17 protein-coding genes are annotated in these 19,075 nt (G+C 48.6%); 12 read left to right on the top strand and 5 right to left on the bottom strand.

The genetic code is table 11. The annotated features are described in order from the left end of the window. The 4 genes from CWC46_RS17075 to CWC46_RS17060 all read left to right on the top strand — a co-directional run bounded on the left by CWC46_RS17075 (nucleotide 1) and on the right by CWC46_RS17060 (nucleotide 3,935). Nucleotides 1–846, top strand: a complete 846-nt coding sequence (locus CWC46_RS17075; RefSeq protein WP_021015336.1) for a GNAT family N-acetyltransferase — start codon at nucleotides 1–3, stop codon at nucleotides 844–846. Further along, the gene (locus CWC46_RS17070; protein WP_021015337.1) at nucleotides 846–1,772 is read left to right on the top strand and encodes a 2-hydroxyacid dehydrogenase; all 927 of its coding nucleotides are present in this window, start codon (nucleotides 846–848) and stop codon (nucleotides 1,770–1,772) included. Before CWC46_RS17075 ends, CWC46_RS17070 begins: the two co-directional genes overlap by 1 nt. 170 nt (nucleotides 1,773–1,942) lie before the next feature. Then, nucleotides 1,943–3,259, top strand: coding sequence for a 4-aminobutyrate--2-oxoglutarate transaminase (gabT, locus tag CWC46_RS17065; RefSeq protein WP_021015338.1), 1,317 nt, complete (start codon nucleotides 1,943–1,945; stop codon nucleotides 3,257–3,259). A 160-nt stretch (nucleotides 3,260–3,419) separates the two neighbouring features. Beyond that, nucleotides 3,420–3,935, top strand: coding sequence for an Lrp/AsnC family transcriptional regulator (locus CWC46_RS17060; RefSeq protein WP_021015339.1), 516 nt, complete (start codon nucleotides 3,420–3,422; stop codon nucleotides 3,933–3,935). Between the two features lie 62 nt (nucleotides 3,936–3,997). Here the strand turns inward: CWC46_RS17060 and CWC46_RS17055 are convergent, their stop codons facing one another. From CWC46_RS17055 to CWC46_RS17040, 4 genes are all read right to left on the bottom strand, one after another. Then, the gene (locus CWC46_RS17055; RefSeq protein WP_021015340.1) at nucleotides 3,998–5,956 is read right to left on the bottom strand and encodes a methyl-accepting chemotaxis protein; all 1,959 of its coding nucleotides are present in this window, start codon (nucleotides 5,954–5,956) and stop codon (nucleotides 3,998–4,000) included. Nucleotides 5,957–6,726: 770 nt separating this feature from the next. Then, complete coding sequence (locus CWC46_RS17050; protein ID WP_021015341.1) at nucleotides 6,727–7,068, bottom strand: carboxymuconolactone decarboxylase family protein; 342 nt, start codon at nucleotides 7,066–7,068, stop codon at nucleotides 6,727–6,729. Nucleotides 7,069–7,265: 197 nt separating this feature from the next. After that, on the bottom strand, nucleotides 7,266–7,784 hold the full coding sequence (locus tag CWC46_RS17045; protein ID WP_021015342.1) for a NifB/NifX family molybdenum-iron cluster-binding protein: 519 nt from the start codon (nucleotides 7,782–7,784) through the stop codon (nucleotides 7,266–7,268). Next, nucleotides 7,759–8,076, bottom strand: a complete 318-nt coding sequence (locus CWC46_RS17040; RefSeq protein WP_021015343.1) for a DUF134 domain-containing protein — start codon at nucleotides 8,074–8,076, stop codon at nucleotides 7,759–7,761. Before CWC46_RS17040 ends, CWC46_RS17045 begins: the two co-directional genes overlap by 26 nt. A 356-nt stretch (nucleotides 8,077–8,432) precedes the next feature. Here CWC46_RS17040 and efeU point away from each other — a divergent pair, with 356 nt between their 5' ends. The 4 genes from efeU (at nucleotide 8,433) to CWC46_RS17020 (ending at nucleotide 12,712) form a co-directional block, all read left to right on the top strand. Further along, nucleotides 8,433–9,278, top strand: coding sequence for an iron uptake transporter permease EfeU (gene efeU / locus CWC46_RS17035; RefSeq protein WP_021015344.1), 846 nt, complete (start codon nucleotides 8,433–8,435; stop codon nucleotides 9,276–9,278). A 20-nt stretch (nucleotides 9,279–9,298) separates the two neighbouring features. Beyond that, on the top strand, nucleotides 9,299–10,423 hold the full coding sequence (gene efeO / locus CWC46_RS17030) for an iron uptake system protein EfeO (RefSeq protein WP_021015345.1): 1,125 nt from the start codon (nucleotides 9,299–9,301) through the stop codon (nucleotides 10,421–10,423). Between the two features lie 11 nt (nucleotides 10,424–10,434). Next, complete coding sequence (gene efeB / locus CWC46_RS17025) at nucleotides 10,435–11,730, top strand: iron uptake transporter deferrochelatase/peroxidase subunit (RefSeq protein WP_021015346.1); 1,296 nt, start codon at nucleotides 10,435–10,437, stop codon at nucleotides 11,728–11,730. A gap of 295 nt (nucleotides 11,731–12,025) precedes the next feature. After that, a complete protein-coding gene (locus CWC46_RS17020) occupies nucleotides 12,026–12,712 on the top strand; it encodes a hypothetical protein (RefSeq protein ID WP_021015347.1) in 687 nt (228 codons plus the stop codon). A 98-nt stretch (nucleotides 12,713–12,810) separates the two neighbouring features. Here the strand turns inward: CWC46_RS17020 and CWC46_RS17015 are convergent, their stop codons facing one another. After that, nucleotides 12,811–13,155: a SymE family type I addiction module toxin gene (locus CWC46_RS17015; RefSeq protein ID WP_021015348.1), complete on the bottom strand. Its 345-nt coding sequence runs from the start codon at nucleotides 13,153–13,155 to the stop codon at nucleotides 12,811–12,813. Between the two features lie 557 nt (nucleotides 13,156–13,712). Here CWC46_RS17015 and CWC46_RS17010 point away from each other — a divergent pair. The 4 genes from CWC46_RS17010 to argF all read left to right on the top strand — a co-directional run bounded on the left by CWC46_RS17010 (nucleotide 13,713) and on the right by argF (nucleotide 18,968). Beyond that, entirely contained in the window at nucleotides 13,713–14,879 is a 1,167-nt protein-coding gene (locus CWC46_RS17010; RefSeq protein ID WP_157831386.1) for a linear amide C-N hydrolase, read from the top strand. Nucleotides 14,880–15,705: 826 nt separating this feature from the next. Further along, entirely contained in the window at nucleotides 15,706–16,926 is a 1,221-nt protein-coding gene (arcA, locus tag CWC46_RS17005; RefSeq protein WP_021015350.1) for an arginine deiminase, read from the top strand. A gap of 22 nt (nucleotides 16,927–16,948) precedes the next feature. After that, nucleotides 16,949–17,863 carry a carbamate kinase gene (gene arcC / locus CWC46_RS17000; protein WP_021015351.1) on the top strand — a complete coding sequence of 305 codons (915 nt, stop codon included), beginning with the start codon at nucleotides 16,949–16,951 and terminating at the stop codon, nucleotides 17,861–17,863. A gap of 100 nt (nucleotides 17,864–17,963) precedes the next feature. After that, on the top strand, nucleotides 17,964–18,968 hold the full coding sequence (gene argF, locus CWC46_RS16995; protein WP_021015352.1) for an ornithine carbamoyltransferase: 1,005 nt from the start codon (nucleotides 17,964–17,966) through the stop codon (nucleotides 18,966–18,968). Nucleotides 18,969–19,075 lie beyond the last annotated feature (107 nt).

The raw sequence follows: 19,075 nt of genomic DNA, 5'->3' as shown, positions 1-19,075 counted from the left end.
ATGAGTCTGAGATTACGCACGATGACTACCGCAGATGCTGACTGTGGCTGGCTGTTAACACAGCAGATGGATTGGCCGCATCGCCGGGAAGACTGGCGGGATGCGCTGAAGCTTGGCACGGGTTTGGTGGCGGAAGCGAATGGTCAACCCGTCGGCACCGCACTGTGCTGGCGCTGGGGGAATGAGTGGGCGACTATCGGTCTGGTGGTGGTGGATAAGGCACGGCAAGGGCAGGGGATCGGACGTTTGCTGATGGAAGGACTGTTGGATACGTTACCGGGATGCAATGTCCGTCTGCATGCGACCGTCGCGGGTCAGGGGCTGTATGCCCGGCTGGGATTCGCCGCCACTGGAGAAATTCACCAGTATCAATGTTCGCGACTGAGGCCAATAGCGGCGATCCCGCTGCTGCCAGGCCAGCAATTACGTCTGGCGTTGCCCGATGACATGGCGTTGTTGACCTCGTTGGATCAGCAAGCTCATGGGTTGTATCGCCCGGCGCTGTTTGAGCATTTGTTGGCGACGGCCAGAGTAATAATGCTGGTGCAGGATGGCAAAACCGTGGGGTTCGCGGCCATGCACCATTTTGGCCGTGGATGCGTGATCGGCCCCGTTATCGCTGATAGTGCGATGGCGGCGCAACAGCTGATCAGTGCCTTGATGTCATCACGGCACGGGGAATTTGTGCGCATCGACAGCGATCCAACACTGGGTCTGGGAAGCTGGTTAAGGGATTGCGGCCTGCAACAGGTGGATGCGCCGGTGATGATGATCCGTGGTACGCCTTGGCAACCGACACCGGCTGGCATGAGTGCCTTTGCTCTGATGACGCAGGCGCTGGCCTGATGAACATTCTGTTTAAATCCACGCCGGAACGTGGTCGGCAATGGGCGGCGCTAATTGCCCAACAACAACCAACGGCGATCTTTCGTCAGTGGCCGGAGATCCCGGATCCCGCCGCGGTGGAATATCTGGTGGCCTGGGATGCGCCAGCAGAATTGATGGCGCGTTTACCGAATCTCAACGTGCTGTTTTCAGTGGGGGCGGGGGCCGATCAATTCGATTTTCACAGGTTGCCGCGGTCATTACCGGTGGTGCGTATGGTCGAACCGGGCATTACCCGTGGGATGGTGGAATATGTCACGTTTTCGGTTTTAGGATTGCACCGTGACATGCCGCGTTATCTGCAACAACAACGTGAAGCTCGCTGGCAAGGGCATCAATTGATTCCTGCGCCGCAACGCCGTATCGGCGTGATGGGGCTGGGCATACTGGGAAAAGCGGTGCTGGCGCAGTTGCAACAGTTCGGTTTTGACTGTGGCGGTTGGAGCCGTACGCCGAAGGCGTTACCAGGCGTGCGCTGCTGGTGTGGTGAAGCTGAATTCGACACGTTTCTGGCACGCACGGATATTTTGGTTTGCCTGCTGCCGTTAACATCCTCGACGACTGGCATGCTGAATGCCCAATTATTTGCACAGCTTCCCGCAGGGGCAGCGCTGGTTCAAGTGGGACGGGGGGCACAGCTTGATCATCAGGACTTATTGCGGGCGCTGGATAGCCACCATTTGCGCGCGGCGGTGGTAGATGTGACGGATCCTGAACCTTTGCCGGCCGCGCATCCTTTCTGGTCCCACCCGGCATTATGGCTGACGCCGCATATTGCCAGTCAGACTCAGGCTGAAGGAGCGGTTGCGGCATTGCTGGAGAATATCGTCCGTTTTGAGCGAGGTGAAACGATGGTCGGGCTGATTGACCGGCAACAGGGATATTAGCCGTTGATCTGCCACTGTCATCGGCTCCATTCGTGCAGTGTGCTCTGAAATGTAACTTACGCAATACCCATTAACTCAATAGTCCATGCTGTTGATACGGTGATCCCGATCGTCAGCCGAATGCGCTTATTACATAAGCACAGATATTTTTCCGTCGATGAGGTAACGCAATGCAGAAATTTATGGCTGAACAGCAGGTATTTGCTGATAACACCCTGTTACTGGATTCCCGCGCAGAGCATATCCCGCGTGGTGTCGTCACCGCACATCCATTGGTTATCGCCAAAGGCAAAGGGGCTGAGGTCTGGGATATTGAAGGTAATCGTTATCTCGATTTTGTCGCCGGAATCGGCGTCCTGAATGTGGGCCATAATCACCCGGCGGTAGTGTCTGCGGTACAGCAACAGCTCCAGCAGGTTTCTCATGTCTGTTTCCAGGTGGCGGCGTATCCCGGTTACATTGAATTGGCGCGGCGACTGAATCAGTTGATGGGCAGCGACGTGGCGTATAAAAGCATATTTTTTACCAGCGGTGCCGAAGCTGTGGAAAATGCGGTGAAAATAGCCCGAGCCTATACCGGGCGCAGTGGTGTGATAGCTTTTGACGGCGCTTTTCATGGCCGTACATCGCTAGGTATTGCGCTCACCGGCATGAGTCAGCCCTACAAACAGAATTTCGGCCCGTTCCCGGGAGATATCTATCGGGTTCCATTTCCCAATACCTTCCATGGCATCACTGAAATTACCTGTCTGGCGGCGCTGGAATCGCTGTTTGTAGCACAAATTCAGGCGGAGCGGGTCGCAGCGATAATTATCGAACCGATACAAGGGGACGGTGGTTTTTTGCCCGCATCACCCCATTTTATGCAGGCGCTGCGGCAATTAACCCAGCAGCACGGCATCGTATTGATTTGTGATGAGATCCAGAGTGGTTTTGGCCGCACCGGAAAAATGTTTGGTTATGAGCACAGCGGCATCGTGCCTGATCTGATCACGGTTGCCAAAAGTCTTGGCGGCGGATTACCGATTTCTGGGGTGATTGGTCGCGGCGATATAATGGATGCCGCTCTGCCAGGCGGGTTGGGCGGTACTTATGGTGGTAACGCCCTGGCCTGCGCTGCTGCGCTGGCGGTGTTGGATCTGATGGAAGAAGGGACGTTGCTGGTTCGGGCAAATACGCTGGGGCAGCAACTGCGGGCCAGATTGCAGCAACTGGCGGAAAAGTATGCCTGCATCGGTGACGTGCGCGGCACGGGCTTTATGCTGGCTGCCGAAATAGTCGATCCAGATAGCCGTAAACCGGATGCTGCATTGACGCAGAAAATTCTGGATTATGCCTGTCAGGAAGGGCTGTTACTGATTAAATGCGGGGTATACCGTAATACCATCCGTTTTCTGGCACCGCTGGTCACCAGTGATTCGCAACTGGAAGAAGCCTCGCATATCTTTGATATTGCACTGGCTCGTGCCTCGGGACGCTTGGGATAGTAATTTCACTCCTTATTGATTTTAAAGCATTATTCACAAATCACACACCGATGGTATGCCCAGGGTTAACACTGGCGTAACAGGTCGAAAGCGTGTTATACCGTCGGAGTCGTGCTATATCATCTGAGTAATAGCGTCTGACTGGCCAATGAGGGGGGTTATGAACGGTTTAATGAAACTTGACCGCATTGATATCAATATTCTGGTACACCTGCAAAAAGATGGTCGTATCAGTAACGTGAACCTTGCTGACGCGGTTGGCCTTTCCCCCAGCCCTTGCCTGCAACGGGTAAAAAGACTGGAAGCCGCAGGCTTTATTACTGGCTATGAGGCACATATCAACCTCACTAAAATTACCGATTCGGTAACGGTGTTTACTGAAGTGACGTTGGCAGGGCATCGCCGGGAAGAGTTCATCAAGTTTGAAAACGCGATCCGCGAGGTGGATGAACTGATGGAGTGTCACCTGATTACCGGCGGGTACGACTATCTGCTGCGTTTCATTACCCGCAGCATTGAGCATTATCAGGACGTGATAGAAGGGCTGTTGGACCGCAAAGTCGGTATCGATAAATACTTTAGTTATATTGTTATTAAATCGCCGATTATGAAAAGCAGTGTTCCGTTGCGATCACTGATTACCCGCCAGACTCACGCAGAACTCCCTTTATCCTGACTATTAATGCTGGCCCCCTCGTGTATTCGTCACGGGTAGGAGGGGGCCGAATATTCAGTACATCAGGATGATGTCAATCGTTGCAACATGGTTAATTGGTCAAGTGCGTCCTGCATGGCATCCATCCCTTTGACCAGTTCTTTCAGATTATTCAGATTCGCGGTGAGGTTACTGTGGTTTTTGTTGGTATCCGCACTCATGCTGGCAATCTGATTCGCGGCAGAAATGCTCTTATCAGCCATTTCTTGTGTCGTACTGACCGTTTGTGAGGCAATTTCCCGAATATGAGCAATGGTATTCACCGCTTCCTTAATGCTTTTTGTGGTGGCATCCACCTGCTCTTTTGACGAGCTGGCAAGTTTGCGCACTTCTTCAGCGACGACGGCAAAACCCCGGCCTGCCTCGCCAGCCCGGGCAGCCTCGACTGCCGCGTTAAGCGCCAGCAGATTGGTTTTATCGGCAATGGCGTTGATACCGCCGGTTATTTGACTGATACCGAGCGAAATATGCTCCAGATCGTTAAGACCGTTTTCCAGCCGATCCTGTTCGGCGCGGGTTAATGTCGCACTGTCGCTGATTTCGCGGATACTGGATTGCGCCATTTCCAGTGTTTTGCTCTGACGCATCGTCGCCTCTTCGAGTTGGGGCAGAGTGCTTAACAACGGCGCGAGTGTTCGTTCATAGTCTACGACCTGATTGACAACATGAGATTGAATGCTGTTGAGCGCTTCCCAGCGGCGCAATGAACGTTGCGCATAATGACCCGCATATGCCGCATATTCGACAGGAAAGCGAGTCATGGCCTGGATATCGCGATTGAAGAAAGCCAGCGCTGACAAGGTTTGGTTAATAGGAACACCGAGAATTTCACCAAAGCTGGAAAAGCCTGCGGCCGGGACGTTGCCGAAAAAACTGGCCTTACCCAGCTTTGTGAGATTTCCCATTCGTCGTAGAACACAGTCGTTAAGCAGCAGGCCACTGGGTGTTGTACCGCAGTGGGAAATGAACTGCTGCCAGTCATTGTGGGTTGTGGCGATAAAATCGGTTGCCTGAAGCAGATGGAGTCGGTCGCCGAACTCCAGATCGCAGAAAAAGTCGATATGATCAGCTTTGATTGCCGCCACAGAACGAATGAAATATTCGTTATCCACTTTTACTGCAAAGGTTTTTCCCTCCAGGCGATTGCCGATTTGATCTGGTGGACAACGGAGGTAATCGGCTAATGCTGCAACAATGGGTATTGTCTGGCCTTGATCATCGAATACTGAGGTAACGGTACGTGCCACCGGGTCGGCTTCGGCAACCAGCCAGCTTTTTGATGTCGGTTCAAAGTTTTGACTTTTGAATGGTGCAAAGGATTTGCCTTTAGCCATTCGGCAGAAAATTAATACCGCTTTTCCCTGTAGTACTGAACCGCCAGTACCGATATAAGTGGCGCTAAAATCCAGTTTACCGCCAGCAGAACCACCAATCGGCAGGCAGGGAAAGCGTCCGCAGGCATACCAGGCCTGCATCAAAAAACCTTCCGAGGCAGAAAGTCCATCGCAATACACCATGGCAAACGTTCTGTCCGCCGATAACGGCATTTTGACATCAAGTCGTTCCAATTCCTTGCGAATAGCATCAATCCGCTGACGTGCAGTGGCTTTTCGCTGCACGTGCAGATCAACCATGTGGACTTCATGTTGGGAAATCAATGACTGAGGTAACCATAACCAACTGCCCTGATGGCCCTCCATGTCGCAGTAGGTGGAGGCGTCTGGTTTGGTGCACAACGCTCCTGTCGATGAAAGGGTTATCACGGTTCTGTTGGGGGTGGAGAACCGCTGCCAGGCAGCACTGACCTGCGGAAAATTCACATTGGGAGGCACGAAAGTAAGCAGCAGACCTGATTTATTGGGAACACCGGCTGCGTGGAGTGATGTTGGCAGGGCATCACAATCAAAGCTACCACTGGTGGGGCTGGTTCCGTGAATGCCGATTTTACCGGCAGCAGAGAGGAAAGACGATATTATTCCCATTATTCTCTCCATTATCCTTGAGTAAATGTTAAATCATCGTAAAGTATATTGATATGACATAACGTTGATCTGTGTCACGCGATGAATTAACCAATTGATCTTTATTTTTTAATTTAGTGGAAATAATTATCTGTTTTCATTTTTTCAATAACTATTTTATCTGCACTAACTATGTTACGGGATTATATTACAATGTTGTTATACCCAACAGGTTTCAATATGCTGGAAGATAGGAGGTAAGTGGCTTCTGATTTTTCAATATAATTTATTGATTTTATTTAATATTATATAGAGTTGTTTGCGTGCGGCTGACGGCTGCACCAAGGGGTGAAGCCCAGAGATGTGCCGGGTAACTGAAGGATACCAATATATCAGCAATGTGCGAGATAACAGGTATATTCATCGGATCAGTAATTATGTTTATCTCAACCGATTATTAGTAGAATTAGTGATGTTTTTTATTATTTTTGATTGAATGTTTCATGCTATGAATAATATAAACCTTAACTAAAAATTAATAATGCTGTTATTAGCAGATTCGCATTAATACCTATCTTATACCCATCATCCTTCAAATTGCGGGGAGTGTTAGCTCTCCTCACTCACCCTGGTCACTTATGGGGGTAAGCTCCGGGGATTCGTTGTGTTGCCGCCTTCCTGCAACTTGAATTATTCAGGGTATATCTGGTTTTTGCATCCGCGCCTTTTTGATAATCGCTGGAATCAGTCAATGAATACAGACTCAGGCGCGGTATGGAAGTCAGTCGGAATTATTCAGTTAATTCAGTAACGGCGGCAAGTGCCTGGGTGCCATATATCATCGATGGGCCACCGCCCATTAAAATGGCAACATCGATGGCCTCTACCAGTTCTTCTCTTTTGGCTCCGGCCTTGAGTGAGTCGGCAACATGAGCAGCGATACAACCGTCGCAACGCGCGGCAATAGCGATGCCCAGCGCGATTAGCTCTTTTTGCTTGATGCTTAGCGCGCCTTCCTTTATGGCTGCTTTGTGCAGCGTCATGAACGCATCCATGACCTCCGTACTCTCTTTTTGGTAAGCCATGCTTAACTGACGTTGTTCCTGATTAATGGTTTTGTAACTCTTGCTCATGCTTGGCTCCTGTTAACAAACGTATGGCTCGATAGTGGGTGTTCCCACCGCAAGATAAATAAGTATAGACCCGTCATACTTCAAGTTGCAGGTGTGTTGGCTGCGCTCATTCACCCGAATCACTTATCTGAGTAAGCTCATCGGGATTCACTCTCTTGCCGCCTTCCTGCAACTCGAATTATTTTGGGTATAGATCATCATGAATGGCAGCATTTACCGTGACCATGACCGGACTTGTTCCCACTTGAATGGCAGGCGCTATGTCCAGGCGCATGAATGGCATCTTGCTGGCAGCAGCGTCTGACAATTCCGTCAGTAGCGGGATTGTCATCATGATGGTGACAGCCACATCCACCTTCCGGCTTGTTAGCATGGTTTGGCGAGGCTTTCCCTTGACTGGCTTCAGTTAATGCGGTTACGGGGATGTCGTCTGGTTTGAGCGTATCAGGTTGACGTCCATCCAGTTGGAATACCTGGAAATGATGTTCCAGTAAGCGTCCCAGCATCTGTGTACCAATATTACGCACGATGATATGGTCGGCTTGTTGTTCAAGAAGTAACTCAATCAGTTGCTGCTTGCCGGTACAGTTGGTGTCCAGTGCCGGATTAGCATGGCGACTTATCTCTGTGCCATGCTCATTAATGAACGCGATGCTCAGCGCTTTGGTAAAGTGCCCGGCAATACGATCTTCATTCATCGGAATGGCTGTGATCATTGTCAATACTCCTCTCATTATGGGACATCATCAGGGCTTTCCCCTGAGACAGGCAGTCCACGACTTTAAAGCGGGCTGCTTTTAATACGTTGGCCAGTGTTTGACGGGAAACGCCCATTTCGACGGCGGCTTCCTGTTGCTGCATTCCCATCAGATCAACCAGCCGTAATGCTTCAAACTCATCTTCTTTCAGATAGACACGTTCAAGCTGATTCATTGACCGGCCATTAGGTTTGAAACAGCTATTAGCGGGCCTTCCACAAATGATTCTTGGAATTTTAGGTCGCGGCATAACGTCTCCTCTATAGTGGCATATGCCATATATACGCTTCGTTTATAGCATATGCAAATTATTATATTCAATTACGAGCCGATGCGCTGATGTATAACGCGCTGATATCTGGCCAGTAGCGTCGGTATTTCAGAACATTACCTGTGTTTTTCGGCTTCTGTGATACAGGAAGCCTATAGCTGGGCTGTCGGTGGGTTCGTCTTTCTACAATATTTAATTAGAAAAATCACTTTATCTCATCTTACTTTTTATTGTTAAATAAGAACCATTATTGTTACCACTTGTGTTTGCATTTATATTGTTGCGGCGGACCTGTGTTCCGCTACGCATTATGTCCGCTTAAGGAGTCATTATTCATGTTTGTTCCCTTACTCATCATGTTCCGTGAGGGGCTTGAGGCGGCACTGATCGTCAGCCTGATCGCCAGTTATCTGAAACGTACCCAACGCGAACAATGGCAGGGTGCGGTCTGGGGTGGGGTCATTCTGGCAGTGGTGTTGTGTCTGGCGCTTGGGGTGTTTATCAATGCCACTACGGGAGAGTTTCCGCAGAAACAGCAGGAACTGTTCGAAGGTCTTGTCGCGGTGATCGCCGTTGGCATACTGACCTACATGGTGTTCTGGATGCGTAAAGTGTCCCGGTCGGTTCGGGTGCATCTGGAAGGTGCTATCGATCAGGCACTCAGCGCCAGTAAACGTCAGGGTTGGACGCTGGTGGCGATGGTGTTTTTTGCCGTCGCGCGTGAAGGGTTGGAATCGGTGTTCTTTCTTCTGGCGGCTTTTCAGCAGGATGTCGGTATTGCCGCACCGATTGGCGCCGTACTCGGACTCGTGTGTGCCATCGTGGTGGGGATGATGATCTATTGGGGCGGCGTGAAACTGAATCTGGCCCGCTTTTTCAAATGGAGCAGTCTGTTCATCCTGTTTGTTGCCGCTGGTCTGGCCGCGGGGGCGATCCGCGCCTTCCACGAAGCGGGCTTGTGGAACCAGTTTCAACAGGTAGCGTTTGATTTCAGTACCACACTTTCTACCCATACACTGTTTGGCACGTTGCTAGAAGGCATCTTCGGCTATCAGGAAGCGCCAACTGTCAGCGAGGTGGTTGTCTATTTTATGTATTTGATCCCGGTGCTGTTTTTCTTTTTCTTTCCGCAACGCATGGGGCCAATAGCGGTTCCGGCACAACATAAAAATCATCATTAATTGTAAAAAGGGATATGTCTATGTCTGCACCATTCTTTAATCGTACATCGTTGTGCGCCGCTTTATTTACCCTGCCCGTGTTTAGCATACTGGCTGCGGATATTCCGCAAGTTAAGGTAACGGTTAGCGACAAGCAGTGTGAACCGATGCAAATCACCCTGAAGGCGGGCAAAACACAGTTTGTGGTATCGAATGCCAGCCAGAAAAATCTGGAATGGGAGATCCTCAAAGGGGTGATGGTGGTGGAAGAGCGTGAAAATATCGCGCCAGGTTTTACCCAAAAAATGACCGCCAACCTGCAACCGGGCGAATATGACATGACTTGTGGTCTGCTCAGTAACCCTAAAGGCAAGATTGTCGTTACCGCGACGTCAGACAAGATGTCTGGAGCGCAAATCAATCTGTTGGATCTGGTCGGGCCGATCGCGGAATACAAGGTCTATGTGACTAAAGAGGTCGATGGACTGGTACTGCAGACCAAAAAGTTCACCGATGCCATCAAAGCCGGCAAGCTGGAGGAGGCGCGGCAGCTCTATGCGCCAACTCGCCAACATTATGAACGGATTGAGCCCATCGCGGAGCTGTTCTCTGATCTGGATGGAAGTATTGACGCCCGTGAAGATGACTATGAGAAGAAAGCTGAAGATCCAAACTTCACTGGTTTTCACCGCCTGGAGAAGGCGCTATTTGCTGATCACACCACTAAAGGCATGACGAAGTATGCCGATCGTCTGTACAGCGATACGCTGGAACTGCAACAACGAATTGCGACGCTGACTTTCCCGCCGAGTAAAGTGGTCGGCGGCGCGTCTGGGCTAATTGAAGAAGTGGCAGCCAGCAAAATCAGTGGTGAGGAAGACCGCTACAGTCGTACCGACCTGTGGGATTTTCAGGCCAATGTTGACGGTGCGCAAAAGATTGTCAACTTATTACGCCCTCTGCTGGAAAAAGCCAATCAGCCACTGCTGGCTAAGATCGATACCAATTTTAAGACTGTGGATGGCATTCTGGCGAAGTACCGGACCAAAGACGGTTTCGAATCTTATGAGAAATTGACTGATGCGGATCGCACGGCGTTGAAAGGGCCGATTACTGCGCTGGCGGAAGATCTGGCGCTGCTGCGCGGTGTGCTTGGACTGGACTGAGGCGGATTACCATGAGTCGTCATACAACTGGCCCGCATAATGGGCCACATGCACCACAGCCGGAAGCCGCATCACCGTCGCGTCGACGTTTGCTGCAAGGACTGGGTATGATGGGTGGCGCACTGGCGCTGGGGGGAGGCCGGGGGGTACAGGCGGAGGAAAAGCCGTCGATACCACAGGATGATCGTTGGGGAAAACAGTCGTTCTATGGCCTTCACCAGGCTGGTATTACCACCCCACAGCAAGCATCGATGTTGCTGGTGGCATTTGATGTACTCGCGACCAGCAAGGCCGACTTAACGCGCCTGTTTCAATTGTTGACCCAACGCATTGCCTTTCTGACCACCGGGGGCGAGGTGGCGGCGGTTAATCCTCTGTTGCCGCCAGTGGATTCGGGCATCATGGGACCGGTGATTTACCCTGATAACCTGACGATTATGGTGTCGGTGGGGACGTCTCTGTTTGATGAGCGCTTTGGACTACAGGCGCACAAGCCGCTAAAACTGCAACGTATGGTTCGTTTCCCACATGATTCGCTGGATGCCAGTCTGTGTCACGGGGATCTGCTACTGCAAATTTGTGCCAATAGCAACGAAACTGTATTGCATGCGTTGCGCGATATTATCAAACACACACCGGACCTGCTGAGTGTGCGCTGGAAGCGGGAAGGGTTCATTTCTGGCCATGCGGCGCGGACTAACGGGAAAGAGACACCGATCAACCTGCTGGGTTTTAAAGACGGGACAGCCAACCCCAACACCGGCGACACCACACTGATGGATAAGATTCTGTGGGTTGGTCCGCACTCTGGGGAGCCGTCATGGGCGGTGGGCGGCAGTTATCAGGCGGTGAGAATTATCCGTTTTTATGTCGAATCCTGGGACCGGACTCCTCTTCAGGAACAACAGACTATTTTCGGGCGCGAAAAAGACAGTGGCGCACCACTTGGTATGAAACATGAGCATGACGAACCGGACTACCGTCAGGATCCGGCAGGCAAGGTGATCCCACTGGATGCCCATATGCGTCTTGCCAATCCACGGACACCCGAGACACGCGTCAATCTGATGCTGCGTCGTGGTTACAGTTATTCTCTGGGTGTGTCCAACGCGGGCCAGCTCGACATGGGGTTGCTGTTCGTCTGCTATCAGGCTGACCTGGAAAATGGCTTCCTGACCGTACAAAAACGGCTCAATGGTGAACCGCTGGAGGAGTACATCAAACCGATCGGTGGTGGCTATTTCTTTGTACTGCCGGGGGTGAAAAACACGGGTGACTATCTGGCTCGTGGATTATTGACGGCTTGATTGTTGGGGCGATGTATTCGCCCTCAACATCGAGAATAAGACGATAGCGAGATCCCTTCTGATACGTGTTCCTACTACGCCTGCTCACAACCTATTATCGAATGCTTCAACTCGAATTATTCAGAATATACATAGCTATTCAAATATATTAGTACGTTATTCATAGAATATTCTCGGATTTATACAATTGCATGAAAATATATTGTTGCCCTTTTATGTAAAAACATTCGTAGTAGTCTAAATATAAAAATAGGGTATGACACTGATATGTTTCATCAATGGCAGAGGTTCTATTATGAAAACGACTCACGCAGAGAAAAGAACATATATGCTAATAATGTGTATGCTAATTACAGGGTGTGTTAGTCCCTATCCCGTGCCCGTCACCGAGCCTTCCTCTGAAGAGATAAATAATGTACTTAATGAAGATATAAATGGGTATCAAAAAATGACGACTTTGGCGATTTTATATCGTGATGTCTGGAGTAATAAATCATTCGGGCTTGTCACTCAGTCGAATGCCTTTAGTGAATTGGGTTTTATCGGCACGGTCACGGCATTGGTCGCCGGGGTTAATGGTGCCACAACGACTGCCTGGGCTGGAGGCGGGGTAGCGGCAGGTTCTTCTATTCTGCCACAGCGATACCAGTATTCCGCACAGGCCATGAATTACCGGAGTGCTGCTGAAGCGGCGAATTGTATTTATGATGTGGTAGTTAAGAACGGTGAATTTCTACGTGCTAGTAATAACATTAATTTATTCCCAGGGCTATTAGAAGAAGAAAAAAGATATTTAGGCGATATCACTTACGAACTAAAAAAGAAACAATCTGATGTAAAACTTCTGACACCTGATCTGGATACCTTGAAAAAAGCGCTGACGGGCGTTTCTGGTGGAACCAACAAAAATATTGATGATGCAAAAGTAAACCAATTAATTAATGATATGTATATCTGCAAATTAGCAGTAACAGGTAAATAGGTTATGTCATTTCATTTTTTAGGAAAAAGCAGAACAGGCATTTAGCCCGACATAATCATAAAATATTCCCGGCTATTTTTATATATCCGGGATTTATATTACGCCAGCATACTATGTTGTTCAGCTCGGATAATGATCTTACCGGGCAACAGCTCAATATTATGCGTTGAGGCCATTAACCCACTGCGGGTAAGCCAGTCGCCCGCCAGATAAATTTCACCGTTGTCATGTACCCAGTCAGCGCCTTCCTGTTCAGTGCTATCCAACTGTGTCATCAGTTCGGCAATGTCGGTATCGTCGCTAAGCCGGGTGAGTACCAACCCGTTGCGGTATAGCTGGATATGAAACCATGTTCCCGCCGTAAACCCTGCGTCATCCAACGCTTGCCCTGTCATGGTCAGCTCTGGTAGTCCATTGTTATGAAACGTAGACTGAACGTTCATTGCACACTCTCCTTTTTTATCTGGCTCATCGGGAAATCCTCTCAGTCAGCCGAATCACTTACTTTAGTAAGCTCATCGGGACGCCTTCACTTACCGCTTTCCTGCAACTTGAAAAGTGACGGGTATAGTCAATTTCAACATGCCTGGAGATAAAGTAATGGTTTTACCTGGATGTTGTCCATCCTAATTCGCAGGATAGTGCAACTATAATGTCTATCTTTATTAAGACAGCGGATTCCGCTATGGCGCTGCACGGTTTTATCGATACAATTTTGAGTAAAAGTGTTGATATGTCGGTATGGTAAATTTTTAGTGGATTAAATCGATATTATTCTCGATGAGAATTTTTATAATCCGAATTTTGGTATGTGACGTTTTTTTTGGCTATTATGGCCATCCTTTTTTTCTATCAGAGATAATGCGCGGCCTTAATAAGACAGTGGTTTGTCTTGGTATTCTGCCAGTGTTTTAGCCAGATATAAAAAACCAGCTATTATTTATAAAGTGTCGTTATGTAAGAGTGATAAGAATAAGTCTCTATCATCTGGATTATCCGGGTGACTTACAGTTCAGACTCTGTGTTAACTGTTTTTGATGGCAGCAAACCTAATAAAAGGATACACACCATGTGCTTAGATTTCTTAATTAACAAAAATGGTAACGAATATGCGGTAAATGGACGTTCAATGGAGTTTGCCGATGAACTGGGTTCAAGACTATTTTTCCGCAAGGCGGGATACCAGTACCACTCAACGGCGCGCCTTGAGCGATGCCAATTTAGTTGGATAGGAAAGTATAGTTTCGTGAGCATGAATGCCTTTAATCTTGATGTGGCAGTCGATGGTATGAATACCGACGGACTTTCTGGTGGCATGCTATGGTTGCCCGGTAGCGAATATCCTGAGAATATAAATCCGGCCAATACCATCTCCAGCGTCGATTTTCTACAATGGATGCTCAGTAGTTTTTCTCGTTGCAATGAGGTCATTAGCGCACTAGGCAGAAACGTATCGGATGGGGCTGACCTTCACACATTTTTTGAGTATGAACCTCTGCCGGGCACGCAGCCACAAGTCAATGTCTCTAAAATCTCTTATAAAGATCTTGGTATTAGTGACTCGAATGATTTCTTTCCTCTTCACTACTCCATCAATGATGCCACGGGACATAGCATTGTCATCGAATTTATCGCGGGGAAAATGCACATATATAATAATCCGGTGCATGTTTGTACTAATGTTCCTGAATTTCCAGTGCATCTTCAAAATTTGAGAAATTATGTCAATTTGCAAAAAACCAATATTACAACGGCCTCCTTCAACTCATACGTTGTAGAGGCGACAGGCAATGGAACCGGGTTGCTTGGTATGCCCGGTGACCTGACTCCGCCAAGTCGTTTTGTCCGGGCTGTTGCCATAACCAGCTTTGCCGATCAACCAGTCAGTTCGGATGAAGCAATGAACTTGGCTTTCCATATTCTTAATACAACCGACATTCCCAAAGGGGTTCTCAAGGAACCGGGTGAACAAGGAGCAGAAGATTACACCCAATGGGTAGTAAGCAAAGATCTGATAAATAACGTGTATGCCATTCGTTATTACGACTCACCGCAAGTCACCGCAGTTAGACTCGACGATCTGGATTGGGAAGCACTGGATGGAAAATGCTATAAACCGGTATCTTCTCTCTATCACACCATCTCCAATAGCGAACTGGGGAAATAGTCAAAAAGGTATATACCCAATATATTTCAATCTGTTGTAAAGGAACAAACGAATAAATCCCTGAAGGATTGGTTTGAATGTGGCTCACAACGGCCTCAAAGAGGCGAGGTCCAGGGATGGACCGGGTCATTGAAAGCAGATAAAACGCCTGTGATTTAAAAGATGACGAGTATGGATTTCAAACCACCGGGGTATCTTTTTTCTTCTGCCTGCTATCGGTTTTCCAATATTCAATCAGACAACAGTACATAACTATTTCTTTATTATACAAACAGAGACAAATTAAAGAGAAATGCTTATGCAACTATACTGAATAGGTAATTACTCACGCTATCTATGCGACTATTTCAATGTGCTGTTATTAATAGAGAATTAAAAAAAATGACGACTGCGTCACGAGAATATGTTTTATCATATTTTGCATATTTATGAATAACAATTCTGATAATTTTGACTAATGTAAAATAATTAATCGCGCAGAAAGTATACTTATTAAACATAAGAAAAACATATGATAAATATCAAGCGGTTAAATAATTGTGTAAATGGTGATTCATAAATTAAAAATGTCCATTTGAAAATAAAAAGTCCTTATTCATGTTATCTATTCAAATTTGATTTTATTTAAATAAATAAAACAATGCGCTGGCTCAATAAAAAAGAAGTTTATTTATTTCAGATATCGTCATGTGATCTCAGTCACAATAAACCCATCGCTATTAAATAATATGGCCACGTATTCCAGACAGGAATAAAAACGTTAATTGGTAAATATTCATTATTTACCGCGAATTAATATTGTCTGTTTTATTTAAAAGGAATCACCATGCAGAAACATTATGTCGGATCAGAGATAGGGCAATTGCGCAGTGTAATGTTGCATCGGCCAAATTTAAGTCTGAAAAGACTAACCCCTTCAAACTGTCAGGAATTATTATTTGATGATGTGCTGTCGGTTGAACGAGCTGGTCAGGAACATGACATATTTTCTAATGTCCTGCGTCAGCAAAATGTCGAGGTTTTATTATTGACAGATTTGCTTACCGAAACACTGGAATTGCCAGAAGCCAAAGACTGGCTGTTAAATTCCCAGATTTCTGATTACCGTTTAGGCCCTTCTTTTGCAGCTGATATTCGTGGCTGGCTTGCTGATCAGCCACACCGTCAGTTGGCCCGGATTATGACCGGCGGGCTGACATATAACGAAATTCCCGAAACGTTCAGTAATATGGTAGTGGACACCAATCGGGAAACGGATTTTATCATGAAGCCGTTACCCAATCATTTATTCACCCGGGATACTTCATGCTGGATATATAACGGTGTTTCCATTAATCCAATGGCAAAAGTTGCGCGTCAGCGAGAAACCAATAATCTGCGGGCAATATACCGCTGGCATCCGCTGTTTGCCTCAGGTGGGTTTATCAAGTATTTCGGTGATGATAACAATAATTACGATCATGCCACGCTGGAAGGTGGCGATGTATTAGTTATCGGTCGTGGTGCGGTATTAATTGGTATGTCCGAGCGCACTACTCCCCAGGGTGTTGAATTCCTGACGCGGTCTTTATTCCAGCATAAACAGGCCGATTGCGTTATTGCGCTGGAATTGCCGAAACACCGCTCCTGTATGCACCTTGATACCGTGATGACACATATTGATGTCGACACGTTCTCTGTTTATCCCGAAATCGTGAGTAACGACACCCAGTGCTGGACGTTGACCGACGACGGCCATGGTGGGCTGAAACGTCAGGAGGAAGCGAATTTCCTGAAAGCCATTGAGCGGGCACTAAGTATTGATCACGTCAGGCTGATTACTACCGGTGGCGACCGTTTTGAAGCAGAGCGTGAGCAGTGGAACGATGCCAATAATGTCCTGACTGTGCGTCCCGGTGTGGTGATTGGTTATGAGCGCAATACATGGACCAATGAGAAATATGATAAGGCAGGCATTACGGTGTTACCTATTCCCGGTGATGAACTCGGACGGGGACGTGGTGGTGCGCGTTGCATGAGTTGCCCACTTGAACGTGACGCTATCTGAGCTACATCACAGGAGAAACAGAATGACAAAACCAACATTGGTTGTTGCGCTCGGTGGCAATGCCTTGCTCAAACGGGGCGAACCGCTGGAAGCGGAAGTTCAACGCCGTAATATCGAACTGGCCGCTCGGACCATTGCCGGTCTAACTGAACACTGGCGTGTGGTGCTGGTACACGGCAACGGCCCACAGGTTGGATTGCTGGCACTACAGAATAACGCCTATACCGAGGTTACCCCTTATCCGCTGGATATTCTGGGGGCGGAAAGTCAGGGCATGATTGGCTACCTGTTGCAACAGGCCCTGCACAATGATTTGCCGCAGTATGAGATCAGTACGTTGTTGACGCAGGTGGAGGTTGATCCGCACGATCCAGCCTTCACTCAACCAACAAAATATATCGGTCCGGTCTATCAGCAGGAACAGGCCGAAACTATTCGGCGGGAAAAAGGTTGGATCATGAAAGCGGATGGTGGGCATTTCCGTCGTGTTGTCGCATCACCACAACCGCAACGCATTGTTGAGAGCGATGCCATCAGTACCTTGATTGCGCGTGACCATCTGGTTATCTGCAACGGTGGCGGTGGGGTTCCGGTGGTCCGTAACCACGAGGGCCAGCTATCGGGTATCGAAGCGGTTATCGATAAAGACCTTTCGGCCGCCATGCTGGCGCGTCAAATCAAGGCAGATGCTTTGCTGATACTGACTGACGCCGACGCCGTCTACCTCGACTGGGGGAAAGCCACCCAGCGACCACTGGATAAAGTCACGCCCGGCGATCTGGCGGGCATGTCTTTCGATGCCGGTTCCATGGGGCCTAAAATCGCTGCCGCTTGTGGGTTTGTCAATCAATGTCATGGGGTGGCAGGCATCGGATCACTCGCGGATGGTGCGGCTATTCTGGCCGGGAAAAAAGGCACCCTCATCCGTTTCGCATAAATAACACCTGGTTAATTAAACCGTTATTCACGGTCAGGAATACTGTGCGCCAAATTCCTGATGCGTAAAAATTATGTAATTGATTTTAAAGGAATAAATAATGTCTATTAATTTATATAACCGCCATTTTCTGAAGCTGCTGGATTTCACTACCGAGGAAATCCAGTTCCTGATCAACCTGGCCATTGATTTGAAAAAGGCCAAATACAACGGTACAGAGCAACCGAAATTAACCGGTAAAAATATCGCGTTGATCTTTGAAAAAACCTCCACCCGCACGCGTTGTGCATTTGAAGTGGCCGCGTTTGATCAGGGAGCGCGAGTGACTTATCTCGGCCCCAGCGGTTCACAGATTGGCCATAAAGAATCGATGAAAGACACCGCCCGCGTGCTGGGCAGAATGTATGACGGCATTGAATATCGCGGGTTCGGTCAAGCCATTGTTGAGGAACTGGCCCGGTTTGCTGGTGTACCGGTATGGAATGGTCTGACCGACGAATTCCATCCAACCCAGATTCTGGCCGACCTGATGACCATGCTGGAACATGCGCCGGGTAAACAACTAAACCAGCTTTCCTTTGCCTATCTGGGCGATGCCCGCAACAACATGGGCAATTCATTGATGGTCGGTGCCGCCAAAATGGGCATGGATATCCGGCTGGTGGCACCGAAAACCTACTGGCCGGAAGACACGCTGGTACAGCAGTGCCGGGACATTGCTCACCAGACCGGAGGCCGTATTACCTTGACCGAGTTTGTCGATGAAGGCGTCGCAGGGGTCGATTTCCTCTACACCGATGTCTGGGTGTCAATGGGGGAACCCAAGTCGGCCTGGGCCGAACGAGTCAGCTTGATGAAACCGTACCAGATCAACCGTGCCGTGATGGAGGCTACCGGTAATCCCCAGGCCAAATTCATGCACTGTCTGCCCGCTTTTCACAATGAGCACACCCAGGTAGGCCGTGAGATTGAACTGGCTTACCAGTTAAAAGGGCTGGAAGTGACGGACGACGTTTTCGAGTCCGAGAACGCCATTGTTTTTGATGAGGCAGAAAACCGCATGCATACCATCAAAGCCGTCATGGTTGCCACGCTGGCAGGTTAATGCCTGATCCGCGTCAAGGTAGTTGTCGCCACCGGGGATGATGGGGGTCTCGTTTTCTCCGGTGCTTATTCCGCGATGGTTATTTACCACACCTGTCAGTGCTTAAT

The organism is Prodigiosinella confusarubida (assembly GCF_002847015.1).
Lineage (GTDB): Bacteria > Pseudomonadota > Gammaproteobacteria > Enterobacterales > Enterobacteriaceae > Prodigiosinella > Prodigiosinella aquatilis.
Note: the sequence above shows the minus strand (reverse complement) of the source record. Positions and strands in the feature narration are given on the sequence as shown.